The sequence below is a fragment of the Stenotrophomonas sp. YJH_SMC_81 genome, assembly GCF_059370875.1.
In genome coordinates this window covers 548,507-570,106 of record NZ_JCAFUB010000001.1, presented here as the reverse complement: position 1 = coordinate 570,106, position 21,600 = coordinate 548,507, and the positions used below count along the sequence as shown (strand labels likewise).

The window sequence follows — 21,600 nt, the reverse complement described above, 5'->3', positions numbered from 1 at the left end:
CGGCCGGCCGCGTGCCGGCCGGATGCTTTCGCCGCCGCACCGCCGGCACCCGGCCCGCCCCAAGCATTCCGCCAGCCCATGAATACCGATTACCGCAAGAACCTCCCCGGCAGCGCGCTGGACTATTTCGACGCGCGCGCCGCCGTCGATGCAATCCAGCCCGGCGCCTACGCCACTCTGCCGTACACCTCGCGCGTGCTGGCCGAGAACCTGGTGCGCCGCTGCGATCCGGCCACGCTTGGCGACTCGCTGAAGCAGCTGATCGAGCGCCGCCGCGACCTCGATTTCCCATGGTTCCCCGCGCGTGTGGTCTGCCACGACATCCTCGGCCAGACCGCACTGGTTGACCTGGCCGGCCTGCGCGATGCGATCGCCGACAAGGGCGGTGACCCGGCCAAGGTCAATCCGGTGGTGCCGGTGCAGCTGATCGTCGACCACTCGCTGGCGGTGGAGTGCGGTGGTTTCGACCCGCAGGCGTTCGAGAAAAACCGCGCGATCGAGGATCGCCGCAACGAAGACCGTTTCCACTTCATCGACTGGACCAAGCAGGCGTTCCAGAACGTGGACGTGATTCCGCCGGGCAACGGCATCATGCACCAGATCAACCTGGAGAAGATGTCGCCGGTGGTCTACGTGCAGGACGGCGTGGCCTTCCCGGATACCTGCGTGGGCACCGACAGCCACACCCCGCACGTGGATGCGCTGGGCGTGATCGCGATCGGTGTGGGCGGCCTGGAAGCCGAGAACGTGATGCTCGGTCGTGCCTCGTGGATGCGGCTGCCGGACATCATCGGCGTCGAGCTGACCGGCAGGCCGCAGCCGGGCATCACCGCCACCGACGTGGTGCTGGCGCTGACCGAATTCCTGCGCAAGGAGCGCGTGGTCGGCGCGTACCTTGAATTCTTCGGCGAGGGGGCGGCGGCACTGACCATCGGTGACCGCGCCACCATCTCCAACATGTGCCCCGAATACGGCGCGACCGCCGCGATGTTCTACATCGACGGGCAGACCATCGATTACCTGCGCCTGACCGGCCGCGAGGAATCGCAGGTGGCGCTGGTGGAGAACTACGCCCGCACCACTGGCCTGTGGGCTGACGACCTGGCCACCGCGCAGTACGAGCGCGTGCTGCGCTTCGACCTGTCCAGCGTGGTGCGCAACATGGCCGGCCCGTCCAACCCGCACAAGCGCGTGGCCACTTCCGAGCTGGCCGAGCGCGGCATCGCCGACGAGGCCAAGCTGGCAGCGGGCAAGGCCGAGCAGGCGCAGGGCCTGATGCCGGATGGCGCGGTGATCATCGCCGCCATCACCAGCTGCACCAACACCTCCAACCCGCGCAACGTGATCGCTGCCGGCCTGCTGGCACGCAAGGCCAACGAGCGCGGCCTGCTGCGCAAGCCGTGGGTGAAGTCCTCGCTGGCGCCCGGCTCGAAGGCGGTGCAGCTGTACCTGGAAGAGGCCGGCCTGCTGCCGGACCTGGAGAAGCTGGGCTTCGGCATCGTCGCCTTCGCCTGCACCACCTGCAACGGCATGAGCGGCGCGCTCGATCCGGCCATCCAGCAGGAGATCATCGACCGGGACCTGTACGCCACGGCCGTGCTGTCGGGCAACCGCAACTTCGATGGCCGCATCCACCCGTATGCGAAGCAGGCGTTCCTGGCGTCGCCGCCGCTGGTGATCGCCTATGCCATCGCCGGCACCGTGCGCTTTGACATCGAGAAGGACGTGCTGGGCGTGGACGCCGACGGCAACGAGGTGCGCCTGAAGGACATCTGGCCGAGCGACGCCGAGATCGACGCCGTGGTCAAGGCATCGGTGAAGCCGGAGCAGTTCCGCCGCGTCTACAACCCGATGTTCAATGTGCGCGTGGAGCACGGCGCCGCGGTCAGCCCCCTGTACGACTGGCGCCCGCAGAGCACCTACATCCGCCGTCCGCCGTACTGGGAGGGCGCACTGGCCGGTGAGCGCACGCTGTCGGGCATGCGCGCGCTGGCGGTGCTGCCGGACAACATCACCACCGACCACCTGTCGCCGTCCAACGCGATCCTGGCCTCCAGTGCCGCCGGTGAATACCTGGCGAAAATGGGCCTGCCCGAAGAGGACTTCAATTCCTACGCGACCCACCGCGGCGACCACCTGACCGCGCAGCGCGCCACCTTCGCCAACCCGAAGCTGTTCAACGAGATGGTGCGCAACGACGACGGCAGCGTGAAGCAGGGTTCGCTGGCGCGCGTGGAGCCGGAAGGCAAGGTGATGCGCATGTGGGAAGCCATCGAGACTTACATGGAGCGCAAGCAGCCACTGATCATCATTGCCGGTGCCGACTACGGCCAGGGCAGCTCGCGTGACTGGGCCGCCAAGGGCGTGCGCCTGGCTGGTGTGGAGGCGATCGTGGCCGAGGGCTTCGAACGGATTCACCGTACCAACCTGATCGGCATGGGCGTGCTGCCGCTGGAGTTCAAGCCGGGCACCACCCGCCTGACCCTGGGCATTGATGGCACCGAAACCTTCGATGTGGTCGGCGAGCGCACCCCGCGCGCCGAGCTGACCCTGGTCATCCACCGCCGCGACGGCCAGGACGTGATCGTGCCGGTCACCTGCCGCCTGGACAGCGACGAGGAAGTGGCGATCTACGAAGCCGGTGGCGTGTTGCAGCGCTTCGCCCAGGACTTCCTGGAAGGCGCCAAGGTGGCGTGATACCGGCCTGAATGCCTGCCCCCGGAGGCCGGGGGCGGGCTTGTCCGACACCTGGGCAGGGCGCACACTGACTTGGCAAAAACTGCCATTGGAGAGTCTCATGGCCACCATGAACATTTCGCTGACCGACCCGCTCAAGCAGTTCGTGGACGAGGAAGTGCGTGAAGGCGGCTATTCCAGTACGTCGGACTACGTGCGTGACCTGATCCGCCAGCGCCAGCGCAGCAAGGCCGAAGAACTGCTCAAGCAGCTGATTGCCGAGGGTCTGGCTTCTGGGCCTGGCGTCCCGGTGACGGCCGACACATTCGAGCGCATGCGTCGTGAACTGACCGAAAGGATGGAGCGTGAGGGCGATTGAATGGCGACCCAGGGCCGAAGCCGACGCAGCCGATGCCGCACTGTGGTTCGCACGGCAGGGTGGGCTGATACTGGGTCGGCGCTTTCTCGCCGAGTTGGAGGCCACGCTTCAACGCATCGCGGTATTTCCAGGCTCGGGTTCCACCCGGCACGCCGACCTCGCAGCACAGCTACCGGTGCCGTTGCGGTTCATGCTGGTTCCGGGCTTCGAACGCTACCTCGTCTATTACCTCGATCTACCGGACCGCGTGGACATCATGCGCGTGTGGTGCGTTGATCGTGGTCTTGACGCACTGATGCAAGACATTTCCTGAAATTCAAACGCGTGGATTCGACCATGACCTTCCTCCCGCAACTCCGTATTCCCGCCACCTACATGCGCGGTGGCACCAGCAAGGGCGTGTTCTTCCGCCTGCAGGACCTGCCCGACGCCGCGCAAGTGCCGGGCGCCGCACGCGACGCGCTTTTGATGCGCGTGATCGGCTCGCCCGATCCGTATGGCAAGCAGACCGACGGCATGGGCGGTGCAACGTCCAGCACCAGCAAGTGCGTGATCATCTCCGCCGCCTCGGTGCCGGACCACGATGTGGACTACCTGTACGGCCAGGTCTCGATCGACACCGCCTTCGTCGACTGGAGCGGCAACTGCGGCAACCTCAGCACCGCGGTGGGTCCGTTTGCGATCGCCAATGGATTGATCGATCCGGCCCGCGTGCCGCGCGATGGCCTGTGCACCGTGCGCATCTGGCAGGCCAACATCGGCAAGACCATCATCGCCCATGTGCCGATGCGCGACGGCGAAGTGCAGGAGATCGGCGATTTCGAGCTGGACGGCGTGACCTTCCCGGCGGCCGAGATCCAACTGGAATTCATCGATCCGTCCGATGACGGCGATGCGGGCGCGATGTTCCCGACCGGCAACCTGGTCGACACCCTGGACGTGCCGGGCGTGGGCAGTTTCGAGGTGACCATGATCACCGCCGGCATCCCGACGATCTTCCTCAATGCGGCCGACCTGGGCTACACCGGCACCGAACTGCAGCCTGCGATCAACGAGGACAAGGGGGCGCTGGAGCGCTTCGAGAAGATCCGCGCCTACGGCGCCTTGCGCATGGGGCTGATCAAGAACCTGGAAGATGCGGCGACCCGCCAGCACACGCCGAAGGTGGCCTTCGTGGCCCCGGCGCAGGACTACGTGTCGTCCAGTGGCAAGGCCATTCCGGCCTCGGCGATCGACCTGCATGCGCGTGCGTTGTCGATGGGAAAGCTGCACCACGCGATGATGGGTACCGCTGCCGTGGCGATCGGCACCGCAGCAGCGATTCCTGGCACGCTGGTCAATCGCGCGGCCGGTGGTGGCGAACGTGAAGCGGTGACCTTCGGTCATCCCTCCGGCACGCTGCGTGTCGGCGCACAAGCCGGGCTCGTTGACGGCCAGTGGACAGTGACCAAGGCCATCATGAGCCGCAGCGCCCGTGTGCTGATGGAAGGCAAGGTGCGGGTGCCGGCCGAATAGTGCTCTGGTAGATGCCAACCTTGGTTGGCATGCAAGCGCCAACCAAGGTTGGCGACTACCGGGACACGCGGCCTGACCTGCTTTCCGGCGAGGAGATCGACGATGTCCGACAGCCACACCCCATCCAACGAGCGTGCAGCGTGGGATGCGCTGCTGGTGGGCATCGTCGACTACGTGCGCGACGCGCGCATCGACTCACCGCTGGCGTTCCAGACCGCGCACCACTGCCTGCTCGACACGCTGGGCTGCGGCCTGGAAGCGCTGTCCTTCCCGGCCTGCAGCAAGCTGCTTGGTCCCCTGGTGCCGGGCATCAGCGTGGTCAACGGCGCCCGCGTTCCGGGTACGCATTACGTGCTGGACCCGGTGCAGGCCGCCTTCAACATCGGCGCGATGGTGCGCTGGCTGGATTTCAACGATACCTGGCTGGCGGCCGAATGGGGGCACCCTTCGGACAACCTGGGTGGCATCCTTGCCGTCTGCGATTGGCTGGGGCGCAACGCGCAGGCTCTGCGACGCCCACCGCCGACCGTGCGCGACGTGCTGCTGGCGATGATCAAGGCGCACGAGATCCAGGGCGTGCTGGCGCTGGAGAATTCCTTCAACCGGGTCGGGCTGGACCACGTGTTGCTGGTCAAAGTGGCCACCACCGCCGTGGTTGCGCAGCTGCTCGGCCTGGATCGCGAGCGCATGCTCAATGCGTTGTCGCTGGCCTGGGTCGATGGCCAGTCCCTGCGCACCTACCGGCACGCACCCAACACCGGCTCGCGCAAGAGCTGGGCCGCCGGCGACGCGACCAGCCGTGGCGTGCGCCTGGCGCTGATGGCGGCCAGTGGCGAGATGGGCTACCCCAGCGTGCTCAGCGCGCCGACCTGGGGCTTTGAAGCGGTGTCGATGCATGGCAAGGCACTGACGCTGGGGCGACCGCTGGGCAGCTACGTGATGGAGAACGTGCTGTTCAAGATCAGCTACCCGGCCGAGTTCCATGGCCAGACCGCGGTGGAGGCGGCCATCACGCTGCACCAGCAGTTGCGCGCGATGGGGCGGCGGGTCGAGGACATCGCGCATATCGCGATCCGGACCCAGGAAGCCTGCATCCGCATCATCGACAAGCAGGGCCCGCTGCATAACCCGGCCGACCGCGACCATTGCGTGCAGTACATGGTCGCCATCGCGCTGCTGCACGGGCGGCTGGTGGCCGAGGACTACGAGGACGACGTTGCAGCTGATCCGCGCATCGATGCCCTGCGGGCGAAGATGGCCTGCCATGAGGATCCGCAACTCAGCGCCGACTACCTGGATCCGGACAAGCGCAGCATCGCCAATGGCCTGGGCGTGCGCTTCAGCGACGGTACTGAGCTACCCGAGGTACTGGTGGAGTACCCGCTCGGCCATGCCCGGCGCCGGGGGGAAGGCATTCCGCTGCTGATGGACAAGTTCCGCCGGCACCTGGCCCACCGCTTCCCGACCGTCCAGCAGCAGCGCATCCTGGCGGCCTCGCTGGACCCGGTGGCGCTGGCGGCAATGCCGGTGACCGACTATGTGGACCTGTACCTGCCGGGGTAGGGCCGCTCTGGTAGAGGCCAACCTTGGTTGGCAAGTGGGGGGGCGCCAACCAAGGTTGGCGGCTACCGGGTCCCGGGCGGAACCGGGTTTCCGACCGCCGGGGCGCCAACGCCTTGACGCGGCCTGCCTATAATGGCCACCTCGATCAAGGAGTGACGACATGAGCGGTCCGGCACGGCGGAAGCGGTGGGGATGGGCGGCGGTGGTACTGGCAGGAGGCCTGTTGCTGGGCCTGGCCGGCTGCCGCAACGACAGCGGGCAGCTGCCCAAGGCCAGTGGCGAGGCGATCACCACCAAGGCCGAGCAGGTGAAGGAATTCACCCTGCTGCGCGCCTACCCGGACCAGAAGAATGACGGCCTGTCGCTGGCGCTGGAGTTCTCGCGCCCGCTGGTCGGCACCCAGGATTTCGACACGCTGGTGCGCTTCGAGGAGAAGGTCGGCACCGAGGACAGCAGCTGGACGCTGTCCGATGACGGCCTGACCCTGCGCTACCCGTTCGTCGAGGCCGGCAAGGAGTTCAGCCTGGTGGTCTCGCCGGACCTGCTGGCCGCCGATGGCAGCCGCCTGGGCAAGGAACTGAAGCAGAAGGTGTTCAGCGGCGAGCTGAAGCCGGTGGTTGGCTTCGCCTCGCAGGGCAGCGTGCTGCCTGCCAAGGACAGCCGTGGCCTGCCGGTGGTCTCGGTGAACGTGCCGGAAGTCGACGTCGAATTCCTGCGCGTGCGCGAGAAGGATCTTCCGACCTTCTTCAGCCAGTACCAGCGCGGCGGCCGCCGTGGCAGCTGGGAGCTGAGCAGCGACTACGAGCGCAGCCCGATCAACAAGCTGGCCGAGCCGGTGTACGTCAACCGTTTCATCCTGGGGGGCAAGAAGAACGAGCGGGTGCTGACCTACCTGCCGACCCAGGACATCAAGGAACTGCAGGAGCCGGGCCTGTACTTCGCCCTGCTTAAGCGTACCGGTGACTACGAAGGCGAGTTCGACACCGCGTTCTTCTCGGTCAGCGACATCGGCCTGCATACCCGCGCCTACAAGGACAAGCTGTTCGTCCATACCGCCGGCCTCAAGGACGGCGCGCCGCTGAAGGGCATCGACCTGCGCGTGCTCGACGCCAAGGGTGAGGTGGTGCTGAAGGGCAGCACCGACGGCAACGGCAATGCGCTGCTGAACTACACCCTGGATGCCACCCACGTGCTGGTCGCCAGCAGTGGCAAGGACACCAGCTTCCTGCCGTTCAACCAGCCGGCGCTGGACCTGAGCGAGTTCGCTGTGGCCGGCCGCGACAACGCGTGGTTCGACGTCTACGCCTGGTCCGGCCGCGACCTGTACCGCCCGGGCGAGACCGTGCGCCTGTCCGCGCTGCTGCGCGACAACGACGGCAAGCCGGTCAAGGCACAACCGGTGTTCCTGCGCCTGAAGCAGCCCGACGGCAAGACCTTCCGCGAGACCCGCCTGCAGCCGGGCGACCAGGGCTACATCAATTTCGAGCAGGTGATCCCCGCCGAGGCGCCGACCGGCCGCTGGCAGGTCGAGTTCCGCACCGACCCGGCCAGCAAGGAAGCGATCCAGGGCATGACCCTGCGCATCGAGGAGTTCCTGCCCGAACGCATGAAGCTGGACCTGGACAGCGCGCAGAAGACGCTGAAGCCGGGTGAGGACCTGCGCCTGCAGGCCAATGGTGCCTACCTGTATGGCGCACCGGCCGATGGCAACCGCTTCACCGCACGCATGGCGGTTGCCGCCGAACAGAAGCCCGTGGAAGGCCTGCCGGGCTATTTCTTCGGTGACCCGACCCTGCAGCTGCCGCGCGAGGCCAAGGACGTGATCGATACCACGCTGCCGGCCAATGGCCAGCTGCGTGAGGATGTGGCGCTGCCGGAAGAGGCGGCCAAGGCCAAGGCGCCGATCGCCGTGGTGCTGTCCGGCAGCCTGTATGAAACCGGTGGCCGCACGGTCACCCGCACCCTGAAGCGGGTGATGTGGCCGGCCAACGCGCTGGTCGGCGTGCGCCCGCTGTTCAACCCGGACGATGGTGCCGATGCCAACGGCAACGCACGCTTCGAGCTGATGCGCGTGGATGCCGCTGGTACGCCACAGCCGGCCAAGGGCCTGAAGATCACCCTGGTGCGCGAGCTGCGCGACTATCACTGGACCTTCAACGACAACCGCTGGGATTACGATTTCACCCGCCGTTTCGAGAACAAGGAAACCCACACCGTCGATGCCGGCAACAGCGCGGTCGCCTTTGATTTCCCGGTGGAGTGGGGCGAGTACCGGGTGGACGTGTTCGATCCGTCCACCGGCCTGACCAGCCGCTACCCGTTCCGTGCCGGCTGGAGCTGGGGCGATGACAACCGTGGCCTGGATGCACGCCCGGACAAGGTCAAGCTGGGCCTGGACAAGACCGGCTACAAGGCCGGTGACACCCTGGAAGTGACGGTGACCCCGCCGCACGCCGGCAAGGGCATCCTGATGGTCGAGACCGACCGCATGCTGTACGTGCAGGACATCGACGCCAAGCCGGGTTCGACCTTCAAGATTCCGGTCACCGCCGACTGGGAACGCCACGACGTCTATATCACTGCGCTGGTGTTCCGTGGCGGCAGTGCGCCGAGCAAGATCACCCCGGCCCGTGCCGTGGGCGTGGTGCATGTGCCGATGGACCGCAAGGGCCGCACCGTGGCCGTCGGCCTGGTCGCGCCCAAGCAGATGCGGCCCGAGCAGGACCTGCCGGTAACCGTCAGTGCGCCGCAGCTGGCCGGCAAGACCGCGCACGTCACCGTTTCGGCGGTGGACGTGGGCATCCTCAACATCACCCGTTTCCCGGTGCCCGACGCCGGTGCACACTTCTTCGCCCAGCGTCGCCTCGGTATCGATGCCTACGACATCTACAGCCGGGTGATCGAGAGCTTCGATGGCGGCAGCGGCAAGCTGAAGTTCGGCGGCGACATGGCGCTGCAGGCATTGCCGCAGGCCAAGCGCCCGACCGCGCGCGTGCAGACCGTGGACCTGTTCTCCGGCCCGGTGCAGCTCGATGCCAAGGGCAATGCCCGCATCCGCCTGAAGGTGCCGGACTTCAACGGCACCCTGCGCGTGTCGGCGCTGGTCTACAGCGATGACCAGTACGGCAAGCGTGACGTGGAAACCATTGTGCGCGCCCCGATCCTGGCCGAAGCCAGCATGCCGCGCGTGCTGGCCCCGGGCGACCGCAGCACGGTGACTCTGGACGTGCAGAACTTCACCGGCAAGCCGGGGCAGTTCAACGTGAAGGTGGAGAGCGAAGGCCCGCTGAACCTGGGTGAGGGCAGCCGCAGCGTGCAGTTGAATGCCGATGCCAAGACCACGCTGAGCTTCCCGTTGTCGGCTCGCGAGGGCCACAGCGTGGCCAAGGTGCGGGTGCGGGTGGACGGCAACGGCTTCAAGGCTGATCGCCGCTACGACCTGCCGGTGCGTGCGGCGTGGCCGCAGGTGCTGCGTTCGCAGGTGCGCACGCTCGATCCGCTGGCCGCAGTCAGCCTCGACAACAGCCTGACCGATGGCCTGATGTCCGAGTCGGTCAATGCCCGCCTGCTGGTCAGCCCGCTGCCGCCGATCCCGTTCGCCAGTGCACTGCAGGGCGCGCTGAACTATCCATATGGCTGCGCCGAGCAGACCACCAGCAAGGGTTACGCCGCGCTGATCCTGGACCAGGCCACCTCGTCGATGCTCGGCGCCGATGGCCTGGATGCCAAGACCCGCCGCGAGCGCATGGAAGGTGCGTTCGGTCGCCTGGCGTCGATGCAGGTGGCCAACGGCAACTTCTCGATGTGGGGTGACGACGGCTACGTGAACCCGTGGCTGACCCCGTACATCACCGAGTTCCTGCTCGATGCCAAGGACGCCGGCTTCGCCGTGCCTGACAACGTGCTGCAGAAGGCGCTCAACCGCCTGAGCGAGGATCTGCTGTCCGGCGGCAATCAGTTCTATGGCCAGGAGGATCGCGAGAAGCTGAAGTTCGCCAACCAGGCGTATTCGGGCTACGTGCTGGCTCGGGTCAATCGTGCACCGCTGGGTACCCTGCGCACGCTGTACGACAACGAACGCAGCAAGGCGGTCGGTGGCCTGTCGCTGGTCCACCTGGGCGTGGCGCTGTCGCTGCAGGGTGATGCCAAGCGTGGCCAGGCCGCGCTGGCGGCGGCCTTCGCCAAGTCCAGCAGCGAGCGCCCGTCGTACTTCGGCGACTACGGCAGCGCGATCCGCGATGACGCGCTGATGATCGCGCTGACCCACGAGAACAAGTTGGCCAAGCCGGCCTGGGACGCGCGCGCGGTCGACCTCGGTCGTGGCCTGGATGCGCGCCGCAATGCCGGCTGGATGTGGCTGAGCACGCAGGAGCAGGTGGCGATTGCCCGCCTCGGCAAGGCGCTCGCCGCCAACCAGAAGGCGCTGGTAGCCGGTGAGCTGGTGATCGGTGGCACCACCGAAGCGATCGGCGAGCGCAAGCTGTTCGGACGCAACTTCAGCGCCAGCGAGCTGGCCAGTGGCGTGCGCTTCACCCCGCAGGGGCAACCGCCGATGTTCGCCAGCATCGACGTGGCCGGTATCCCGCGCAGTGCACCCGCACCAGACAACAGCGTAGTGGGTATTGAACGCAGTTACTTCGGTACCGATGGCAAGCCGTGGTCGCCGCGCCCGCTGAAGGAAGGCGAAGCGCTGATCGTGCGCGTCACCGTCACCGCCGACACCACGATGCCCGATGCACTGCTGACCGACCTGCTGCCGGCGGGCCTGGAGATCGAGAACTTCAACCTGGGCGATGCCAAGCAGTGGGCCGACGTGGTGGTCGATGGCATCACCATCAGCGACCGGGGTGAGGCCGCCGATACCAAGCACGAGGAGTTCCGCGACGACCGCTACGTGGCTGCGCTGAAGCTCTCGCGTGGCAGCAAGGCCAACGTGTTCTACCTGGTGCGCGCGGTGACCCCGGGTACCTACTCGGTGCCGCCGCCGCTGGTGGAGGACATGTACCGGCCGCAGCTGCGCGGTGTCGGCCGCAGCAACCCGACCACGATCACGGTGGTACAGCCGTGACCGCGCGGACGGGCCGCGACGGCGCGGCCCGTCCTGCTGGCAACCCGCAATGAAGAACACGATGACGACCCGGCTGGCGACCCTGCGCCGCCGGTGGCGGCCGCTGTGGCCGTGGCTGCGCTGGGGCATGGCCGCTGCGCTGGCGCTGCTGCTGGTGCTGGATTTCGCCTTCCCGCCGCCGCTGCCGAAGCAGCGTGATACCAGCACCCTGGTGGTGGCTGCCGACGGCACGCCATTGCGGGCGTTTGCCGATGCCGAGGGCGTGTGGCGGTATCCGGCCTCGGTCGACAGCGTCTCGCCGCTGTACCTGCAAGCGTTGCTGACCTACGAAGACCGCTGGTTCTGGCGCCATCCGGGCATCAACCCGCTGGCGATCCTGCGGGCCAGCGGCCAGCTGCTGCGCGGCGGCCGCATCGTGTCCGGTGGCTCGACCCTGACCATGCAGGTCGCGCGCATTCTCGATCCGCACTCACGCACCCCGTGGGGCAAGCTGAAGCAGATGCTGCGTGCAGTGCAGCTTGAGGTGCACCTGAGCAAGCAGCAGATCCTGGCCCTGTACCTGGAGCGTGCACCCTACGGCGGCACCATCGAAGGCGTGGAAGCGGCCAGCTGGGCCTATCTGGGCAAGCCGGCGGCGCAGCTGTCGCATGCCGAGGCTGCGCTGCTGGCGGTGCTGCCACAGGCGCCCAGCCGGCTGCGCCCGGACCGCCATCCGGAAGCTGCGCAGAAAGCGCGCGACAAGGTGCTGTCACGCATGGCCGAGCTGGGCGCGTGGACACCGGAAGAAGTGGAGGATGCGCGCATCGAGAACGTGGTGGCGCGTTCGCTGCGCCCTCCCTTGCACGCCGCGCTGCTGGCGCAGCGCCTGCACTCGGCGCATCCGGGCCAGGCACGCATCCAGAGCAGCATCGACATCGGCCTGCAGCGCACGCTGGAAGAGCGCGTGGCCAGCTATTTCTCGACGCTGCCCGAGCGTACCTCGGCGGCCCTGCTGGTGGTCGACAACCGGACCCTGCAGGCACGCGCTTATGTCGGCACATTGTCCTTCGGTGACCGCCAGCGGCTGGGTCACGTGGACATGGTGCAGGCCTGGCGTTCGCCAGGCTCCACGCTCAAGCCGTTCCTGTACGCGATGGCGCTGGACGATGGCCTGATCCATTCGGAAAGCCTGCTGGTCGATGCACCGCAGAGTTTCGGCAGCTACCGCCCCGGCAACTTCGACATGGCCTTCAATGGGCCCATCGGTGCCTCTGCCGCATTGCGGCTGTCGCTCAACGTACCGTCGGTGGACCTGCTGCAGCGGGTCGGCGCCGCGCGCTTCGCTGCCCGGCTGTCGCACGCGGGCATCCAGCTGCGCTTCCCGCCGGGCAGTACGCCCAACCTGTCGCTGATCCTGGGCGGCACCGGCGCGCGCCTGGAAGACCTGGTCGGCGCCTTCGCCGCGCTCAACCGGAGCGGTATCGCCGGCCGCGTGCGTTACACCGACGACGAGCCGATGATCGAGCGGCGCCTGGCCTCGCCGGGCGCCAGCTGGATCGTGCGCGAGATGCTCGAATCAAACCCGCGCCCGGGATACAGCGCCGGGACGTTCGATGTCGGTGGCCGCCCGCGCGTGGCGTGGAAGACCGGCACCAGTTACGGGTACCGCGATGCGTGGGCGATCGGCAGTACCCGCCACTACACGGTGGGCGTGTGGGTGGGCCGGCCGGACGGTACTCCGTTGCCGGGCCAGTACGGCGCGGTCACCGCGCTGCCGCTGATGTTCGAAGTGGTGGACAGCCTGCCGCGCCAGCGTGGTGATTCGGCGGCCGCGCCGATGCCGGCCAGTGTCAGCCAGGAAGACATCTGCTGGCCCACTGGCGAACGTGCCGAGGGGCTGCCGGCGGCACTGTGCCAGCGCAGGATGCCAGCCTACCTGCTCGATGGCGCCGCACCGCCGACCTTCCCGGAGCGCGAGGCGCGGCGCTGGCAGCCGGGGCGGCAGCGCTACCTTGCCGACGCGCGCACCGGCTTGCGTGTATCCGCCGATTGCCGCTTGCCGCACGAAGAAGTCGCGCGTGAGATCGCGCGCTGGCCGGCGCTGTTGTCGCCGTGGCTGCCCAAGGCCACACGCGACGCCTCGCAGCTGCCGGCGCTGTCGCCGGACTGCCGTGATGATGGCCGGGAGGCCAGCGTCGCGCTGCACATCGATGGCCTCAATGATGGCGCCGCACTGGCGCGTGCGCCCAACGCCGAACATGGCGTACGCCTGCAGCTGCGCGCGCTGGGCAGCGAGCAGGCGGTGGACTGGTTGCTGGATGGACGCTGGATCGCGCAGACCCGCGGCGCACAGTTGATGCAGCGTGAGTTCGCCGATCCCGGGGCGCATACTCTGACCGCCTTGGCCGCGGACGGCGCGTGGACGCAGGTACGGTTCACTGTCCTCCGGTAGGTGCCGGGCCATGCGCGGCGGGATGGCATTGCTCCGCTTTGGTGGGTGCCAACCTTGGTTGGCACGCGAACGGCAAAGCGCCCACCAAGGTGGGCATCTACCAGAGCATCCGCAGCGCAATCATTCCCCGATCCATCCATCCAGCAGATCGGCGAACTCGTCGGCGTGTTCCTCTTCCTGCGCCAGGATCTCTTCGAGGATGCGCTTGGTGGTGGTATCGCGGTCGCCGATGAAGTTGATCATCTCGCGGTAGCTGTCGATGGCGATGCGTTCGGCCACCAGGTTCTCGCGGACCATGTCGCGCAGGTCGCTGCCTTCCTTGTATTCGGCATGCGAGCGCGCGGTCAGCGTATCAGGGTTGAAGTCGGGCTCGCCGCCGAGCTGCACAATGCGCTCGGCCAGCTTGCCGGCATGCGCCTGTTCCTGCTGTGCATGTTCAAGGAATTCGGCTTTCACCGCGTCGGCCAGCATGCCCTTGGCCATGAAGTAGTGCCGGTAGTAGCGCAACACGCACACGTACTCGGTGGCCAGTGCGTCGTTGAGCAGCTTGATCACCACCTTGCGGTCGGCGCTGTAGCTGTCGGTGATCGCACCATCCTCGATGTTGCGCCGGGCGCGCTCGCGCAGGGCCGTGCGCTCGCTGATGCCGGGAATCTGCGCGGCGGGCCTGGGGGCTTTGGCTGGCTTGCTGGACATGGCTGGCCGTTTCCTCTTGCGGTGGGAGATCAGGTGGGCAGGTGCTCCAGCACGTAGTCGGCCGAAGACACTTCGAATTGACCGGGCTGTTCAACCCAGGCGGCGCGGACCACGCCGTCGACCACGTACAGGGCGAAACGGCGCGAGCGGATGCCCATGCCCGAGGCACTGGCGTCGAGCTCCAGGCCGAGCGCGCGGGTCAGTTCGGCATTGCCGTCGGACAGCATCAGCAGGCCGTCGGGCACGTGCTGATCTGCGGCCCAGGCCTTCATCACGAACGGGTCGTTGACGGCCATGCAGTAGACATCGATGCCGCGCTGGCGGAAGGCCTCGAATTTCTCGACGTAGCCGGGCAGGTGGCGGGCCGAGCACGTCGGCGTGAACGCGCCGGGCACGGCGAACAGCACCACCTTGCGCGCGTCGAACAGCGAATGCGTATCGAGCGTTTCAATGCCCTCGCGGATGCGCTTGAGGGTCACTTCCGGAATGCGGTCGCCGACATGGATGGTCATGGGGGAACTCCTTGCTGGGGCAGCGTAGTGGGCCGGATGGGACAGGGACGTCAAGACATTGGAAAACCGGCGTGCAGGCCCCATCTTCAGGCTTTGCGGAGCGGGCTTCCAGCCATAGCCTGGGGCAGGGCGATGGCAACCGCATTGCGCAGGATCAGTCGGCCTCACCGGCGCCGCACGAGGGGCGGCGTAGCATCGCCGGCGCGTAGAATGAACCCGGGGCGGCGCCACCGGCGCGGCCGAAGCAGATCGAGGTAGCTGGATGGAATTCAAGGATTACTACGCCACCCTGGGGGTGGAACCGAGCGCGGGCGAGGCGGAGATCAAGACCGCCTACCGGCGGCTGGCACGCAAGTACCACCCGGACGTCAGCAAGGAAGCCGGGGCGGAGGACAAGTTCAAGGCGGTCAACGAGGCCTACGAGGCGCTGCGCGATCCGGAAAAGCGTGCAGCCTACGACCAGCTGCGCGCGCAGGGCTATCGCCCGGGCGAGGAGTTCAACGTGCCGCCGAACTACGGCGGCGCCGGTGGTTTCAATTTCGAGGAAGTGTTCGGGGGTGGTGGCGCCAACGGCGGCTTCAGCGACTTCTTCGAAAGCCTGTTCGCGCGCCAGCGCGGCGGTGCCGGTCCTGGCCCGGGGTTCAGCAGCCAGGGCCATGCCCCCAACCGCGACACCCGTGCCAAGCTGTCGGTCCCGCTGGAAGCGGCCTACAGCGGCGACAGCCTGCGCATCACCGTCAACGGCAAGCAGCTGGACGTGCGCGTGCCCAAGGGCATCCGTCCGGGGCAGGTGATCCGCCTGGCGGGGCAGGGCAACCATGGTGGCAACCTGCTGCTGGAAGTGGAGTACGCCGCACACCCGCAGTTCGAGGTCGATGGCCGCAACATCCTCTACACCTTGCCGGTCACGCCGTGGCAGGCCGCGCTGGGTACCAGCATCAGCGTGCCGACCCTGGGCGGCGCGGTGGAACTGAAGATCCCGGCCGACTCCGATGCCGGGCGCAAGCTGCGCCTGCGCGGGCGGGGCCTGCCGGGCAACCCGGAGGGCGACCAGATCGTCGAGATCGAGATCGTGGCCCCGGCCGCGACCGACGAGGCGCAGAAGAAGGCCTACCGGAACCTGGCCAAGGCGTTTGGCGAGACGATCTGAGCACGCCTTCCGGTAGTGCCGGCCGCTGGCCGGCAATGAGCTGTGATTGCCGGCCAGCGGCCGGCACTACCGCGCGCGTCTCAACCCTGCCCGGCGAACACGCGCTCCAGCACTTCGGACAGCTCGTCTTCCGAGAACGGCTTGGTGATGTAGGCCTTGGCGCCCTGGCGCATGCCCCACATGCGGTCGGTGTCCTGGTCCTTGGTGGTCACCAGGATCACCGGGATATGCCGGGTCGCCTCGTCGCGGGCGAGGGTGCGGGTGGCCTGGAAGCCGTTGAGATTGGGCATCACCACGTCCATCAGGACCAGGTCGGGCAGCTCGGCCTTGGCGGTTTCGACCCCGGCCGCGCCATCGGTGGCGGTCAGGATCTGGTGCCCGAGCTTCTCGACGATGCGCTGTATCCCCAACAGCTGCGACGGTGAGTCGTCGACGATCAGAATGCGTGCCATGTTGTTCCCCATGTAATGCCCGCAGTGTAGTGCGGGCTCATTACCGGCGGGAGGGGCGCATCTGCCGTCTGTCGCCTGCCTGCGACGTTCAGTCGATCCGCACCACGGTGCGGCCCAGCGATCCGCCCGCCAGCATCCGCTCGAACACGGCCGGCAGGCCATCAAGGCCGACCTCGGCGGTACAGATGCGGTCCAGGTGCTGCGGTTTCCATTCGTTGCCCAGCCGCGCCCAGACGTCCTCGCGCAGCCCGCGTGGCGCATTGGCCGACGACACGCCCAGCAGCGACACACCACGCAGGATGAACGGCATCACCGTCATCTCCAGGGTCGGGCTGGCCGCCAGGCCGGCACTGACCACGCTGCCGTAGGGCGCGGTCTGCGCCAGCAGGCTGGCGAGCATGGCGCCGCCGGCATTGTCCAGGCCCCCACCGAAACGCGCCGATTGCAGTGGGCCGGTGTCGGCCAGGGCCTCACGCGGCAGCACCTCGGTGGCGCCGATGGCGTGCAGGAAACCGGTCTGGTCGGGTTTGCCGCTGATCGCATGCACCGTGTAGCCGGCGCGGCTGAAGATCGACAGTGCCAGCGCGCCGACGCCGCCACTGGCGCCGGTGACCGCCAGCGGTCCAAGTTCCGGGCTCTGCCGGTTGTCCTGCATGCGCAGCAGCGCCAACGCCGCGGTGAAGCCGGCGGTGCCCAGCACCATCGCCTCGCGTGGGCTCAGCCCGGCCGGTTGGGCGATCACCGCACGCGATTCCAGCCGCACATACTGGCTGTAGCCGCCGTCGCGGGTCTCGCTGAGGCCGCAGCCGGTGGCCAGCACCGCGTCGCCTTCACGCCATTCCGGATCGGTGCTGGCGACCACGGTGCCGGCTACGTCGATGCCCCCCACCAGCGGGAAGCGGCGCAGGATCTTTCCCTTGCCGGTGCCGGCCAGAGCGTCCTTGTAGTTGACCGAGGACCAGCTGGCGCGGATCAGAACCTGGCCGGGGCTGAGGTCTTCGACCTTGAGCTGGGCCAGGCCGCTGCGGTAACCGGCGTCGTCGTTTTCGATGCGGAAGGCGGTGAACGGGGTGGTGGGGGCCATCGGCATTGCCTGACTTCGAGGAAAACGCCACCTTACCCCGTTGCCCCCCTTTCGATCCTGCCAATCCGCCCCATCTTGTATGATCAGTAATGGTTTCACGGCTGGCGCCGCGGGAAGGGCCCGCGCCGCAGCCCACATCTTGATGGAGCGTGCATGGCCTGGAATACACCCGGCGGCAACAAGGGCGGACAAGGCCCCGAGGACAATCGACGCGGGCCGTTCGGGTCGCGCGGCGGTGGCAATGGTGGTGGCTGGGGCGGATTGCCCGGGCCGCTGAAGGACCTGTTCGACGGCGGCATCGTGCGTTGGGTGGTGGCGGCCGTGGTGCTGCTGGTGCTGTTCTCCAGCTTCCAGCTGATCGGTGAACAGCAGCGTGGCGTGGTCCTGCGCTTCGGCCAGTTCTCGCGCATCCTGCAGCCCGGCCCGAACTTCAAGTTGCCGTGGCCGATCGAATCGGTCACCAAGGTCAACGCCACCGAGATCAAGACGTTCTCGATCCAGGTGCCGGTGCTGACCCGGGACGAGAACATCGTCAACGTCTCGCTGAACGTCCAGTACCGCATCGACGACCCGCAGCAGTACCTGTTCGGCACCGTCGATGCCAATCAGGTGTTGGAGCAGTCGGCGCAGAGCGCGGTGCGCGAGGAAGTCGGCCGTGCCGACCTCAACGCGGTACTGAACAACCGTGGCCCGCTGGCCGTGGCTGCCGAGGAGCGCCTGCAGGCACTGCTGAAGGCGTTCAAGACCGGCCTGACCGTGACCGGCCTGACCCTGCAGGACGCCCGTCCGCCGGAAGAAGTGAAGCCGGCCTTCGACGAAGTCAACGGTGCCCAGCAGGTCAAGGAACGCCTGATCAACGAGGCCCAGGCCTACGCTGCCAAGGTCGTGCCGGAAGCCCGGGGCCAGGCCTCGCGCGCCCGTACCACCGCCGAAGGCTACAAGCAGGCCGTGGTGTCCAAGGCCGAGGGTGACGCGCAGCGCTTCAGCCTGTTGCAGGCCCAGTACAAGGACGCCCCGGAAGTGACCCGCAAGCGCCTGTGGCTGGAAACCGTGCAGCAGGTGCTGAGCGAGAACCGCAAGGTGATCGGCGGCGATGGCCGCCAGCTGATCTACGTGCCGATGACCGGCGATACCCGTCCCACCACCTCGGCCCCGGCCGCAGTGGCGAACCCGGACGTGGTGATGCCGTCGCTGCCGGGTGCAGCGGTGGAAGCTTCCCGTGATCCGGGCCGGCCGGTGGGCCGCCCGACCGGGCGACCGAGCGGCCGTGAGGAGGGCAGCCGATGAAGAGTCCTATCTGGATCGCCGTGATCGTGGCGGTGGTGCTGGGCCTGCTCGGCTCGGTGTACGTGGTTCGTGAGGACCAGACCGCCATGGTGCTGAACCTGGGCAAGGTGGTGCGTTCGGACATCAAGCCGGGCCTGCACTTCAAGGTGCCGGTGGTGGAAACGGTGAAGGTCTTCGACCGCCGCTTCCAGGTGCTCGACACTGCGCCTGCGCGCTACTTCACCGCCGAGCAGAAGGATGTCAGCGTCGACTTCTTCGCCATCGGCTACATCTCCAACGTAGGTGACTACTTCCGTGCCACCGGCGGCGACCCGCGTGTGGCCAACGCCCGCCTGGCGCCGATCATCACCGACTCGCTGCGCAACCAGATCAACTCGCGCACCCTGCAGCAGCTGGTGTCCGGCGACCGCAGCGAGCTGATCGCCGAGCAGCTGAAGGGGATCAACGAGGCGGTGGCCGGCCTCGGCATGCAGATGATCGACCTGCGCATCAAGCAGGTGGACCTGCCGACTGACAGCCAGGTGATCAACGACGTGTACGAGCGCATGCGCGCCCAGCGCAAGCAGGAAGCGGCCAAGCTGCGTGCGGAGGGCGAGGAGCAGTCGCTGACCATCCGTGCCCAGGCCGACCGCGACAGCACCGTGCTGATCGCCGAGGCCGAGCGCGATGCACAGCGCCTGCGCGGTGAAGGCGATGCCGAGGCGGCCCGCATCTACGGCAAGGCTGGCTCGGCTGATCCGTCGTTCTATGCGTTCTACCGCAGCCTGGAGGCTTACCGTGGCTCCATGACCGACGGCAATGGCGTGATTGTGCTCGACAAGAACGACCCGTTCCTGCAGTACCTGAAGAACGACCGCTGAGGTCGCAGGGCACTACCCCACGGGGCCCGGCCAGACGCCGGGCCCCGTGCTTTTTCCGGAGTTCCCCATGAAAGATCTGTTCGCCGCCGTCTGCCTGGTCGCGGTGCTGGAAGGCCTCTTCCTGTTCGTGGCGCCGTTCGCCTGGAAGCGCATGGCCGAGCGCCTGCTGGACCTGCCCAGCCCGGCCCTGCGCAGCTTCGGCGGGCTGGTGCTGCTGGCCGGCCTGAGCCTGCTGTGGTGGGCACGGCACTGACCCCACCCTGTAGCGTCCGAGACCATGCTCGGGCGGCGCCGCGCAGCGGCGGGAAGGCAGCCGAGCATGGGCTCGGCTCTACATGAGACGCCGGCCTGACCGGTGGGTGAAGCCGCCGGTCGGAAAGGTGGCAGCGGACCCCGGAAACCCGGATAATGCACAAAAGCCGGACGGGCCTCCCCGTTCGGCTTTTTCCGTGTCTGGGCCTTCCATCGCCGGCCGCTCCCCGTCTGGAGCCGCCCTCCAGGTGCTGGCCAGCCCCGCCACGGTTTACCCGTCCGCGGCCCCGATGGCCGCAACAAATCGAGGAGCCCGTCATGGGTCAGTCTGTCGTAGTGTTGGGTGCCCAGTGGGGCGATGAAGGCAAGGGCAAGATCGTCGATCTGCTCACTGAGGAAATCGGCGCCGTCGTGCGCTTCCAGGGTGGCCACAATGCCGGCCACACCCTGGTCATCAACGGCAAGAAGACCGTCCTGCACCTGATCCCGTCGGGCATCCTGCGTGACGACGCGCTGTGCCTGATCGGCAACGGCGTGGTGATCTCGCCGGCCGCGCTGCAGAAGGAAATCGCCGAGCTGGAAGCCTCCGGCGTGGAAGTGCGTTCGCGCCTGAAGATCTCCCCGGCCGCGCCGCTGATCATGCCGTACCACATCGCCCTGGACCAGGCGCGCGAACGCGCTGCCGGTGGCAAGGCGATCGGTACCACTGGCCGTGGTATCGGCCCGGCCTACGAAGACAAGGTGGCGCGTCGCGGCATCCGCATCGCCGACCTGCATTACCCGAAGCAGCTGGAAGAACTGCTGCGCACCGCGCTGGATTACCACAACTTCGTGCTGACCAAGTATCTGAACACCGATGCGGTCGACTTCCAGAAGACCTTCGACGAAGCGCTGGCCTTTGGCGAGTACGTGCAACCGATGAAGTCCGACGTGGCCGGCATCCTGCACGACCTGCGCAAGCAGGGTAAGCGCGTGCTGTTCGAAGGCGCGCAGGGTGCGCTGCTGGACATCGACCACGGCACCTACCCGTATGTCACCAGCTCCAACACCACCGTCGGTGGTGCGCTGGCCGGTTCCGGCGTCGGCGCCGATTCGATCGACTACGTGCTGGGCATCGCCAAGGCCTACGCCACTCGCGTCGGCGGCGGCCCGTTCCCGACCGAACTGGACGACGAAGTCGGCCAGGGCATCCGTGACCGCGGCGCCGAATACGGCGCATCGACCGGCCGCCCGCGTCGTTGCGGCTGGATGGACATCGTCGCGCTGAAGCGCGCCGTGGCCATCAACGGCATCAGCGGCCTGTGCATCACCAAGCTGGACGTGCTCGATGGCATGGAAAAGCTGAAGGTCTGCATCGCCTACGAATACAACGGCAAGCGCACCGAATATGCTCCGCTGGATGCGCAGGGCTGGGAAGAGTGCACCCCGGTGTACCTGGAGTTCCCGGGCTGGAGCGAGAACACCCACGGCATCACCCAGTGGGACGAGCTGCCGCCGGCGGCACGCGCCTACCTGCGTTCGCTGGAAGAACTGGCCGGCTGCCCGATCAGCATCGTTTCGACCGGCCCGGACCGCGACCACACCATGGTCCTGCAGGACCCGTTTGCCTGAGTGAGAGACCGGTAGCGCTGGGCCCTGCCTGGTGTTGCTGAAGGAAAAGCCCCGCGCAAGCGGG

The 21,600-nt window shown here is 67.5% G+C and carries 16 protein-coding genes; 12 read left to right on the top strand and 4 right to left on the bottom strand.

The features are described 5' to 3' along the window. Positions 1–78 precede the first annotated feature (78 nt). The 7 genes from acnD to pbpC all read left to right on the top strand — a co-directional run bounded on the left by acnD (position 79) and on the right by pbpC (position 13,632). Positions 79–2,697 carry a Fe/S-dependent 2-methylisocitrate dehydratase AcnD gene (acnD, locus tag AC5P8U_RS02625; RefSeq protein ID WP_088496814.1) on the top strand — a complete coding sequence of 873 codons (2,619 nt, stop codon included), beginning with the start codon at positions 79–81 and terminating at the stop codon, positions 2,695–2,697. A gap of 100 nt (positions 2,698–2,797) precedes the next feature. After that, complete coding sequence (locus tag AC5P8U_RS02620) at positions 2,798–3,055, top strand: type II toxin-antitoxin system ParD family antitoxin (protein ID WP_019338677.1); 258 nt, start codon at positions 2,798–2,800, stop codon at positions 3,053–3,055. Then, positions 3,042–3,368: a type II toxin-antitoxin system RelE/ParE family toxin gene (locus tag AC5P8U_RS02615; protein ID WP_072168582.1), complete on the top strand. Its 327-nt coding sequence runs from the start codon at positions 3,042–3,044 to the stop codon at positions 3,366–3,368. The genes AC5P8U_RS02620 and AC5P8U_RS02615 overlap by 14 nt, the downstream gene beginning before the upstream one ends. A 23-nt stretch (positions 3,369–3,391) precedes the next feature. Next, positions 3,392–4,570, top strand: a complete 1,179-nt coding sequence (gene prpF, locus AC5P8U_RS02610; protein WP_088496825.1) for a 2-methylaconitate cis-trans isomerase PrpF — start codon at positions 3,392–3,394, stop codon at positions 4,568–4,570. A 102-nt stretch (positions 4,571–4,672) separates the two neighbouring features. Then, positions 4,673–6,133: a bifunctional 2-methylcitrate dehydratase/aconitate hydratase gene (locus AC5P8U_RS02605; RefSeq protein ID WP_447897500.1), complete on the top strand. Its 1,461-nt coding sequence runs from the start codon at positions 4,673–4,675 to the stop codon at positions 6,131–6,133. Positions 6,134–6,293: 160 nt separating this feature from the next. Next, a complete protein-coding gene (locus AC5P8U_RS02600; protein WP_188240739.1) occupies positions 6,294–11,201 on the top strand; it encodes an alpha-2-macroglobulin family protein in 4,908 nt (1,635 codons plus the stop codon). Between the two features lie 49 nt (positions 11,202–11,250). Then, complete coding sequence (gene pbpC, locus AC5P8U_RS02595) at positions 11,251–13,632, top strand: penicillin-binding protein 1C (protein WP_072168585.1); 2,382 nt, start codon at positions 11,251–11,253, stop codon at positions 13,630–13,632. 120 nt (positions 13,633–13,752) lie between these two features. Here the strand turns inward: pbpC and AC5P8U_RS02590 are convergent, their stop codons facing one another. Then, the gene (locus AC5P8U_RS02590; protein ID WP_072168586.1) at positions 13,753–14,328 is read right to left on the bottom strand and encodes a ferritin-like domain-containing protein; all 576 of its coding nucleotides are present in this window, start codon (positions 14,326–14,328) and stop codon (positions 13,753–13,755) included. A 29-nt stretch (positions 14,329–14,357) separates the two neighbouring features. After that, positions 14,358–14,840, bottom strand: coding sequence for a peroxiredoxin (locus AC5P8U_RS02585; RefSeq protein WP_049413449.1), 483 nt, complete (start codon positions 14,838–14,840; stop codon positions 14,358–14,360). Between the two features lie 262 nt (positions 14,841–15,102). Here AC5P8U_RS02585 and AC5P8U_RS02580 point away from each other — a divergent pair, with 262 nt between their 5' ends. After that, positions 15,103–15,990 carry a DnaJ C-terminal domain-containing protein gene (locus tag AC5P8U_RS02580; protein ID WP_061478849.1) on the top strand — a complete coding sequence of 296 codons (888 nt, stop codon included), beginning with the start codon at positions 15,103–15,105 and terminating at the stop codon, positions 15,988–15,990. A gap of 80 nt (positions 15,991–16,070) precedes the next feature. On the opposite strand, the gene pilH is transcribed toward AC5P8U_RS02580, so the two are convergent. After that, positions 16,071–16,442, bottom strand: a complete 372-nt coding sequence (gene pilH, locus AC5P8U_RS02575; protein ID WP_005410644.1) for a twitching motility response regulator PilH — start codon at positions 16,440–16,442, stop codon at positions 16,071–16,073. An 88-nt stretch (positions 16,443–16,530) separates the two neighbouring features. Then, positions 16,531–17,526, bottom strand: coding sequence for a YhdH/YhfP family quinone oxidoreductase (locus AC5P8U_RS02570; RefSeq protein WP_072168588.1), 996 nt, complete (start codon positions 17,524–17,526; stop codon positions 16,531–16,533). A gap of 153 nt (positions 17,527–17,679) precedes the next feature. On the opposite strand from AC5P8U_RS02570, the gene hflK reads away from it, so the two are divergent. The 4 genes from hflK to AC5P8U_RS02550 all read left to right on the top strand — a co-directional run bounded on the left by hflK (position 17,680) and on the right by AC5P8U_RS02550 (position 21,536). Then, a complete protein-coding gene (gene hflK / locus AC5P8U_RS02565) occupies positions 17,680–18,813 on the top strand; it encodes an FtsH protease activity modulator HflK (protein WP_005418335.1) in 1,134 nt (377 codons plus the stop codon). Continuing rightward, a complete protein-coding gene (gene hflC, locus AC5P8U_RS02560) occupies positions 18,810–19,673 on the top strand; it encodes a protease modulator HflC (protein WP_019660037.1) in 864 nt (287 codons plus the stop codon). The genes hflK and hflC overlap by 4 nt, the downstream gene beginning before the upstream one ends. A gap of 67 nt (positions 19,674–19,740) precedes the next feature. Beyond that, positions 19,741–19,926 (top strand): DUF2065 domain-containing protein, encoded by a 186-nt coding sequence (locus AC5P8U_RS02555; protein WP_005410640.1) that lies wholly within the window; start codon positions 19,741–19,743, stop codon positions 19,924–19,926. Positions 19,927–20,243: 317 nt separating this feature from the next. After that, positions 20,244–21,536 (top strand): adenylosuccinate synthase, encoded by a 1,293-nt coding sequence (locus AC5P8U_RS02550; RefSeq protein WP_005418326.1) that lies wholly within the window; start codon positions 20,244–20,246, stop codon positions 21,534–21,536. The last annotated feature ends 64 nt before the right edge of the window (positions 21,537–21,600 follow it).